The 8,293-nt window shown below is 61.6% G+C and carries 7 protein-coding genes; 4 read left to right on the top strand and 3 right to left on the bottom strand.

What is annotated here, in order from left to right:
• The coding region (locus tag AC1DUU_RS15910) for an alpha/beta fold hydrolase (protein WP_476784377.1) at positions 1 to 707 on the top strand (707 nt) is incomplete at its 5' end.
• Between the two features lie 51 nt (positions 708 to 758).
• Here AC1DUU_RS15910 and pyk read toward each other — a convergent pair.
• Together pyk and AC1DUU_RS15900 are read right to left on the bottom strand one after the other, a co-directional pair.
• Positions 759 to 2,195 (bottom strand): pyruvate kinase, encoded by a 1,437-nt coding sequence (gene pyk, locus AC1DUU_RS15905; protein ID WP_476784376.1) that lies wholly within the window; start codon positions 2,193 to 2,195, stop codon positions 759 to 761.
• The gene (locus tag AC1DUU_RS15900) at positions 2,192 to 2,680 is read right to left on the bottom strand and encodes a DUF1036 domain-containing protein (RefSeq protein ID WP_476784375.1); all 489 of its coding nucleotides are present in this window, start codon (positions 2,678 to 2,680) and stop codon (positions 2,192 to 2,194) included. The genes pyk and AC1DUU_RS15900 overlap by 4 nt, the downstream gene beginning before the upstream one ends.
• Before the next feature lie 244 nt (positions 2,681 to 2,924).
• Between AC1DUU_RS15900 and AC1DUU_RS15895 the strand changes: the two genes are divergently transcribed.
• The 3 genes from AC1DUU_RS15895 to AC1DUU_RS15885 all read left to right on the top strand — a co-directional run bounded on the left by AC1DUU_RS15895 (position 2,925) and on the right by AC1DUU_RS15885 (position 4,452).
• Complete coding sequence (locus AC1DUU_RS15895) at positions 2,925 to 3,722, top strand: N-formylglutamate amidohydrolase (protein ID WP_476784374.1); 798 nt, start codon at positions 2,925 to 2,927, stop codon at positions 3,720 to 3,722.
• 11 nt (positions 3,723 to 3,733) lie between these two features.
• Entirely contained in the window at positions 3,734 to 4,042 is a 309-nt protein-coding gene (locus tag AC1DUU_RS15890) for a DUF1244 domain-containing protein (protein WP_476784373.1), read from the top strand.
• 149 nt (positions 4,043 to 4,191) lie between these two features.
• Entirely contained in the window at positions 4,192 to 4,452 is a 261-nt protein-coding gene (locus AC1DUU_RS15885; RefSeq protein ID WP_476784372.1) for a DUF2312 domain-containing protein, read from the top strand.
• A gap of 140 nt (positions 4,453 to 4,592) precedes the next feature.
• On the opposite strand, the gene AC1DUU_RS15880 is transcribed toward AC1DUU_RS15885, so the two are convergent.
• On the bottom strand, positions 4,593 to 7,823 hold the full coding sequence (locus AC1DUU_RS15880) for an autotransporter outer membrane beta-barrel domain-containing protein (RefSeq protein WP_476784371.1): 3,231 nt from the start codon (positions 7,821 to 7,823) through the stop codon (positions 4,593 to 4,595).
• Between the last annotated feature and the right edge of the window lie 470 nt (positions 7,824 to 8,293).

Raw genomic sequence — 8,293 nt, 5'->3', positions numbered from 1 at the left:
TCGCAGCGCTGATGGACAGGCTCGGCATCAACGATGCGATCATCATCGGCCATTCGTTCGGCGGGGCGGTGGCAGCGACCTTTGCGCTCGAACACCCCGAGCGCACGCGGGGGCTCTTGTTCCTGTCGGCGGCGACGCATCCCTGGCCAGGTGGCGGCACCTCCTGGTACTACAGTGTCAGCGCCAAGCAGGTGGTGGGGCGTCTGTTTGCCGAAACGGTCGCCAATCCGGCCGGACTCATGCGAATCGATGCGGCGACAATCTGCGTTTTCTCGCCTAACAAGGTGCCAGATGGCTATGTCGACAAGGCCTCGATCAGGCTGGTGCTGCGGCCAAAGGCTTTCCGCGCCAACGCCATCGATGTCGAGGGGCTGTACCGCCACGTTTTGGCAACCGCGCCGCGCTACCCCACGATCAAGACACCGACAGTGGTGATCTCAGGTGATCACGACACTGTCGTTTATGAAGAGATCCATTCGATCGGCCTTGCCCGCGACATTCCTGATGCCGAGCTGGTCTGGGTGAAGAACCTCGGCCACAAGCCCGACTGGGTGGCGCCCGATCTTGTCGTGGCAGCGGTGGAAAGAATCGCCGGTCAGCCGCGCGACCTGCAGGCGGTTGCGCGGGCTGTCGAGGCGCGGATTGCGGGCGACGATTTTGGCACGGATATTTGTGTGAATGAAAAAGTTGGGGGAATAGGGCAGTAGGGCAATAAGAGCGGCTACTGCCTCACTCCCCTACTGCCCTAATCCCGTCTCTTACCTGCTTCCCTTGCCGTCCGGCCCGACATAGGCAATGCGCAGCATGTTGGTCGAGCCCGGCGTCCTGAGCGGCACGCCGGCAGTGATGATGACGCGGTCGCCGGCGGCGGCGAAACCCGAGTTGAAGGCGACGTTGCAGGCGCGCTCGACCATGTCGTCGAGATTGACCGCATCAGGCGAAACCACGCAATGCGTGCCCCACAACAGCGACAGGCGCCGCGCCGTGTCGAGGATCGGCGACAGCGCGATGATCGGCACCCGTGGCCGCTCGCGCGCGGCGCGCAGGCCGGTGGTGCCCGAAGCGGTGTAGGTGACGATCGCCGCAAGCTTCAGCGTCTCGGCGATTTCGCGCGCTGCAAGCGAGATGGCATCAGCACCGGTTGCTTCCGGCTGGGAACGCTGGGCATTGATGATGCCGGGATAGGTCGGGTCCTTTTCGACCTGCTGGGCGATGCGGTCCATCGTCGCCACCGACTCGACCGGATATTGGCCGGCAGCCGACTCGGCCGACAGCATGATCGCATCGGCACCTTCGAACACGGCGGTTGCCACGTCGGAGACCTCGGCGCGGGTCGGCACAGGTGCTGTGATCATCGATTCGAGCATCTGGGTGGCGACCACCACCGGCTTGCCGGCGCGGCGGGCGGCACGTGTGATCTGCTTTTGGATGCCGGGCACCGATTCGATCGGCATTTCGACGCCGAGGTCGCCACGGGCGACCATCAAGGCATCGGAGAGCTCGATGATCTCGGCCAGACGCGCAACGGCCTGCGGCTTTTCGATCTTCGACATCAGCAGCGCGCGCCCTTGAGCGATCTTGCGCGCTTCGGCGAGATCCTCGGGGCGCTGGATGAACGACAGCGCGACCCAGTCGACGCCGGTCTCAAGCACCGCGTCGAGGTCCCTGCGGTCCTTCTCGGTCAGCGCGCCGACCGGCAGGTCGGTGTCGGGCAGGCTGACGCCCTTCTTGTCGGAAATCTTGTTGCCGGCAACGACCGTGCAGACGATCGACTTTCCGTTGGTCTTTACCGCCCTCAATTCGAGCTTGCCGTCGTCGATCAGCAGGCGATGGCCTTCCTGCACCGACTTGAGGATCTCGGGATGCGGCAGGTGGACGCGGGCCGCTGTGCCGAGCTCGGGATTGTCGTCGAGCGTGAAGGTCTGGCCGACGGTCAGCTCTTCCTTGCCATTGGCAAACTTGCCGACACGCAGCTTGGGTCCCTGCAGGTCGGCGAGGATGCCGATCGGACGGCCGGCCTCGTCTTCGACCTTGCGGATGCGGGCGACAAGCGTGCGCATCGAATCGTGGTCGGTATGGCTCATATTGATGCGGAAGACGTCGGCGCCCGCATCGAAGAGCTTGCGGATCATGACCTCGTCGGACGAGGCAGGACCGAGAGTTGCGAGTATCTTGACCTTGCGGCTACGTCTCATTGAGCGTTCGTTCCCGAGGCGGCCGCATTGGCGCCCGTTGCGGGCTCGTCGGTGAGCTGGACCATCCAGTTCGCCTGTTCGCCCGTGTCGTATTCCTGGAAGCCGGCACGCTGGAAACCGCGCGCTACGCAGTCGGTGACGCCGGCGACCTTGAACTCTTTTTCAGCCACGCACATGTTGATGGGGCCATCCCAGCGTCCGCCGCGCTCGGCATCTTCTGCATAGAGATAATAAAACCTCGATGACAGCGGGCCTTCGATCAGCGTCTTGCAGGTGGAACCTTCGATGTGCCACCAGCCTTCGGTGATCCAGCCGGCCTTGGCACGGTAGCCGATGCCGACGCCGACAAGGCTCTGGGTAGCATTGCAGACCCTGAAATCGGCATGTGCCGGGGTTGCTGCGACTGACGTAAACAGCGGGATTGCCAAGCAAAGGAAGAGCAATGCGAAGGCTGAGCGTGCGCGCGGCCTTCCGGCAAATTCCATCCCCAAGCCCCTCTTCGACGAATTCTGCATTTTCTGGTGCCCTTTTCGGCAATGATCAGGCGCATGTCAACGCATGGCTGCGCGCTTATCCAATCGATTTAGATGCGCTTGGCCGGCATGATTTGCTGCCTCATCTGGCATATTCGAAAAAAGGTTGGCAAAACAACGGCGTTAGCACATATCCCCACATCAGGGACTGCCACGAAACTACACCGAAGCCCTGCCGAAGGACAAATTGCCGCCGATGACGCGAACAGCAATCTTTGCCCCTTTCGAGATCATCGAAGGCAACCGCAACAGGGGCCTGGTCCTTTTGTGCGACCACGCCCGCCGCGACCTGCCCGAGGAATATGGCGATCTCGGCCTCGCACCCGAGGAGTTCGACCGCCACATCGCCTACGACATCGGCGCCGAGCAGGTCACCCGCAAGCTCGCAGCGATCACCGGTGCGCCGGCGGTTCTGGCCAATTTTTCGCGGCTGCTGATCGACCCCAATCGCGGCGAGGATGACCCGACCCTGATCCGCCAGCTCTATGACGGCTCGGTCATTCCGGGCAATTATCCGATGTCTGGAGAAGAGCGCGAGCGCCGCCTCGACAATTTCTACCGGCCCTATCACGACGCGGTCGGCGCCATGGTCTCTTCGGTTCACAAACAGACCGGCACCGCACCCTTCATCTTGTCTGTACATTCCTTCACGCCCGTCATGCAGGGCCACGCCCGCCCCTGGCACGCGGGCGTGCTCTGGGACATGGACCACCGCGCCGCCTGGCCGCTGATCGAGATGCTGGCCGAAGACAAGGGGATCGTTGTCGGCGACAACGAGCCTTATGACGGCGCGTTGCGCGGCGACACCATGTTCCGTCACGCCATCGTCAACGGCTTTGCCCATGCGCTGATCGAAATCAGGCAGGACCTGATCGGCGACGACAAGGGAACCACCGATTGGGCCAATCGCCTCGCCCCCATCGTTGACGCGATCAATCGCCGTGCCGATATACATGAGGTCAAGCAATTCGGCTCGCGCACCGGGCCGTTGTGATGGAGACGACGATGGCCCAACTCAGCGAAACCCAGCAGCGCGATTTCGAGGCCGCCGCCTTCCGCCGCTTGCGGGAGCATCTGCGCGAGCGCAGCGACGTGCAGAACATCGACATGATGAACCTCACCGGTTTCTGCCGAAATTGCCTTTCCAACTGGTACCGTGACGCGGCCTCCGAGGCCGGCGTCGAGCTGTCCAAGGACGCCTCGCGCGAGATCGTCTACGGCATGCCTTATGCCGAGTGGCAGGCCAAGCACCAGCTGGAGGCGACCGACGCGCAGAAGGCAGCCTTCGAGGCCAGCCGGCCCAAGGACCATTGACGCAGAATCTGTGGCGGCGTGTCAGCTGCGCCGCCACGTCCCCTTGACCCTCTTGCCATCATGAGGCATCGAACCGGCCGAAATGCCCTTGGCGCGCCGAGTCGCGCTTTCCCATTCACCTTTGCCCCAGTCAGATTGCGGAGTGCCCCATGGCCGACGAAATTACAGATACCAGCCAGACTGTTGCCGCCGGCCAGTTGCGCGCCTTCATCGAGCGCATCGAGCGTCTTGAGGAAGAAAAGAAGACCATCTCCGACGACATCAAGGACGTCTATGCCGAAGCCAAGGGCACCGGCTTCGACACCAAGGCGCTCCGCACGCTGATCCGCCTGCGCAAGCAGGACCAGGCCGAGCGCGACGAGGCCGAGGCGATCCTCGACCTGTACAAGGCAGCTCTTGGAATGGTGTGACCCGGCCATCAGCTCTCCGCGTGTCCGTGACGACACGCGGAGGCTGCGCAGTGGCAGACATCGCAGTTGAGACTTAAGGGCACCAAGACATCGTTTGATGGCGTGGCGCTCTACGTCACGCCATCAAACTAACCTGCTCCCTACCACTTCACCCTGAAGCCGGCGGTGCCGGCAAGGGCATAGCTGTCGCCGAAGTTTTCGAGCGAGCTGTTGACCGAGACCTCGCCATAGAGCGAATATTTGTCGTCGTCCCAGTTGTAGGAGCCGCCGAGCCCGAGCCCACCCCACAACCTGTCGGGACGGGTCTCAAAGCTGGTGCCCGAGACGTCAACTTGGGTGGCGTCGAGCATTTGATAATAGATGTTGGCGATGCCGTAGAGATGTCTGCGGCGCGTTTTACCTTCATCATCCTTCCAGTTGTGATCGCGGTCGGCTGAGATGCCGAGCCTGCCGATCAGGCTGTCACCACTTCCAAGCGAGATGTTGGCACCGAACACATCGGTGAAACTGGAGAAGTCGACATTGGCGTAGATCAGTTGGGCTTGCGGCGTTATCGCCCAGCTGTCGTTGAGGTCGATCTTCTTGCCTGTTTCGATCGACAGCGCATAACCAAAGCCACCATTGCCGTCGATGAGGGTTGGCGTCAGCAGGCCTCGGGCCTTCGAGGTCAGGTCGCTATTGAACCAAGTCAGCGATGCCTGGCCGTCGACATAAAAGCCGTTCTGGTCATACCAGGTCAGCGTGCCGCCGAACCCACCACCTGTGGTGTCGATGTCGCCATCGCCAAAAAACGAGGTGACGTCGCTCGAGGCCTGGCCGAGATGCACCGTGACGCCGCCGATCAGCTTCGAGCCGTCCTCGGCTTCGTGCAGCAGACCGTCGAGGCCAGCCTGCAGCCGCCATACATTGGTGTCGTAGTCGGTGCCTGAGGTGGTTGAAGCGGGTTCGATACTGATATGGCTGCCTTCGATGCGGCCCCAGATCGCCCGCTGGTCCTCGATCAACACACCTTTGCCGTCGGATCCGGCGTAATATTGCGCCTGTTCGCTTGAAACAGGGCATTGGAAGTTTTTCGAGGCGTCCTTGCAGAACACCGTCTCGGGTGCGGGTTCGTTCCAGTAGCGGTTGCCGACACGCTGCTGCAGCGTCGGTACGGTGTTGAGTGCCAGAAGATGCTGCGGATAGACCTCGTAGAGCGGAACGCCCGGTTGATAACGCGGCTTCGGCGGTGGTGGTGGGGTCGGGCCGGGAGGCGTCGGCACAATCTGCGAACGAAGGTACCAGTCGCTGTCGGCAGGATCGGTGACGCCGTTGTGGAACAGTGTGTAGGCATAAGCACCGCCGACCACCGCCGGCTGGCCGTCCTTGGTGACGTAATTGCCGCGTAGGACAAACGAAGCGTCAGCCGTCGTTCCGCCATTGGTGGCGTCGACCACCTTGATGCCGTCGGAAAGCGTCAGGGCACCCGGACCGGTGGCGTTTCTGACGGCAAGCGTGGTGTTTCCCGTTGCGGTGCCGCCGTCGATGACGAGCATGTCCGACGGTGACCCGTCAGCACCAAGGAAGGTGTTGAACGCAAGCGTACCGCCTTGGCCGAAATAGTTCTGCGTCGTCAACGTCTTGTAGCTCGATAGCAGCGCCGGATCGCCGACAGGTGGGGTATAACCGATGAGGCTCGCGTCATTCGTCAGGTTAGTGACGTTCGAATTGCCCGTCATCGTCCACACCGAGCCGGCGATGAGGGATACATTCGACGTGCTCAATGCATCCGTTATCGCTGCACCGCTGATCGTCGACGGATCGATCGTGATATTGGCAACTGTCGGGTTGGTCGCGTCGGGCGAGGTTACATGCAGCCAAAGGCCGTTGTTGATGACGGCTGTCGAATTGTTGAAAGCTACATTCGCCGTACCGCCAGTGGCTAAGATCGAGGCTCCGTGGGGGCTGGCCAGCGTCACCTGGGTCAAGCTTGCAGTCTGCGTGCTAGCCGCTGGGCCAGTCACGGACAGGCCGCTTGCGCCGTCGCCATTGGCTGTCAACTCGCTGTTGGAGAGGCTGAGCATGGCGCTGTCGTCCACGACCGCGCCATGAGCGTTGGCGCCGCTGGTGGTGACACGAACAGCCGTGGCTATGATCGAAGACCCTGCGTTGCTGGCATGGAGACCGAAGCCGTTGTCTCCGGTCGTGGTGATTTCGGTATTCGACACTTCCGCTTTCGAAGCCAACTTGACACTGACGCCGCTGCCAACGCTGTCGATGGTGCCGTTCTTGAACGTTGCCTGCGCCCCGGAACTGAGGTTGACCCCGTTCCCGCTGGCGTTCACGATGACACCGTCTGCCTGTAGGAGTGCCGAGTTCGATGCGTTGAAGGCATGGTCGGAGCTTCCCTGAAGCGCCGTGATCGATCCCCCTGTCATATTGATAGTGCCGTTGTCGGCGAACACCCCCAAGGCATTGCCGCCGGTTGCGGTGAGATGGACGTTGCTTGCAGCAATGGATCCGCCATTGGCGACGCGAAGCGCGCTGTTCACGCTGGTGATCGTACCGCCGTTGATGGTGATCTGGGCCTGATCTGTTGCGCCCACGCCGAACGAGCCGAAATTGGTCGCGTTGACGACGATGCTTGAGGCTAGAATGCTTGAGCCGAGGCCCGACGCCGCGAGGCCCGTCGAGTCCTGGCCCGTCGTGTTGATGGTCGCGCTGGAGATCATAATCGTGCCGCCGGTCGTAGCCACGGCGCCATGCGCTCCGGTCCCACTGGTCGCAATGCTTCCGCCGGTGAAATTCAGTTGAGCACCTGTCTCGGCATTGATTCCAATACCGACGCCGGTCACCGCGACGTCGCTTGCCGTGACTGTCGATCCGGTGGTGGAATTGAGCCCCATACTGTTGGCGTTGGACGTGTCTATCGTGCCGCCTGTCAGCGTGATCGTGCTGCCGTTGGCGGCGACGGCACCGCTGGATGTCGGTCCCCGCGTCACGATGGCGAGGTTGGTGCCGGTGATCGTGCCGACATCGGCCGATAAGGCGTTCGCGAGGCTGCCGGTGGTGGTCAGCGAACTGTTGCTGAGCACGATCTGGCCGTTCGCCTCGACCCGGCCGACAAAGGCGCGATCACCACCTGTCGCCATGGTCAGGCCACTGCCGGTGATCAGGCTTGGCGTGCCGGCATTCACCCCAGTCGAAAACAATATGTAGCCGAACTGGCCGAAGGCACCGCTGGAGTAGGTCGTGGCCGGAAACGAGGCGCTTGGGACGGCGACCTGCGCGCCATTGGTGGCCGAGACCGCCTGGGAATATGCCGAAGATGCACCGCCAAGCAGCGCCGAGACGCCAGTAATGCACAACAAGGCCAAGGCGGTAGAGGCCAAAGGCCCGTCTGCGACAATTATTCGACGGCCAGATCGATAGGGCAAAAGATCAAGGCGCACGACTATTTCCGTCGTTTACCGCCCAAAACGCCCAGCTCAGGGTGCGCCTGAAGCTGGGCGTCCAGACCATTTCTCGATCAAAAGATTGGGGCAAATGGCTGCTGTACACGGAATTGTCTCCGAGTCCGCCCAACAGCCCAACATTAGCGTGCACGTATGTTTTAACGCACGCAAGCAATCCGGACGTTGGGGAAGCTACTTCGATGGATGGGTGTTGCTTTTAGGCAATTGCTAACAATTGCTAACCAAAGCCGTCGCGTCGAATGGACAAGGCGGCCCAGTCCGAGTCGAATTGCTTTATCCAACAGATCGGACCAACCACTCAATCCTGTGAAGGATCTAGAAACACCAGTTTCTGGTCTTTTGTTGTCATTTTACGTTTGATCAATTGCCGATGCATTGCAACACGG

Source organism: Aminobacter sp. P4_H6_2, from assembly GCF_056400805.1.
Note: the sequence above shows the minus strand (reverse complement) of the source record. Positions and strands in the feature narration are given on the sequence as shown.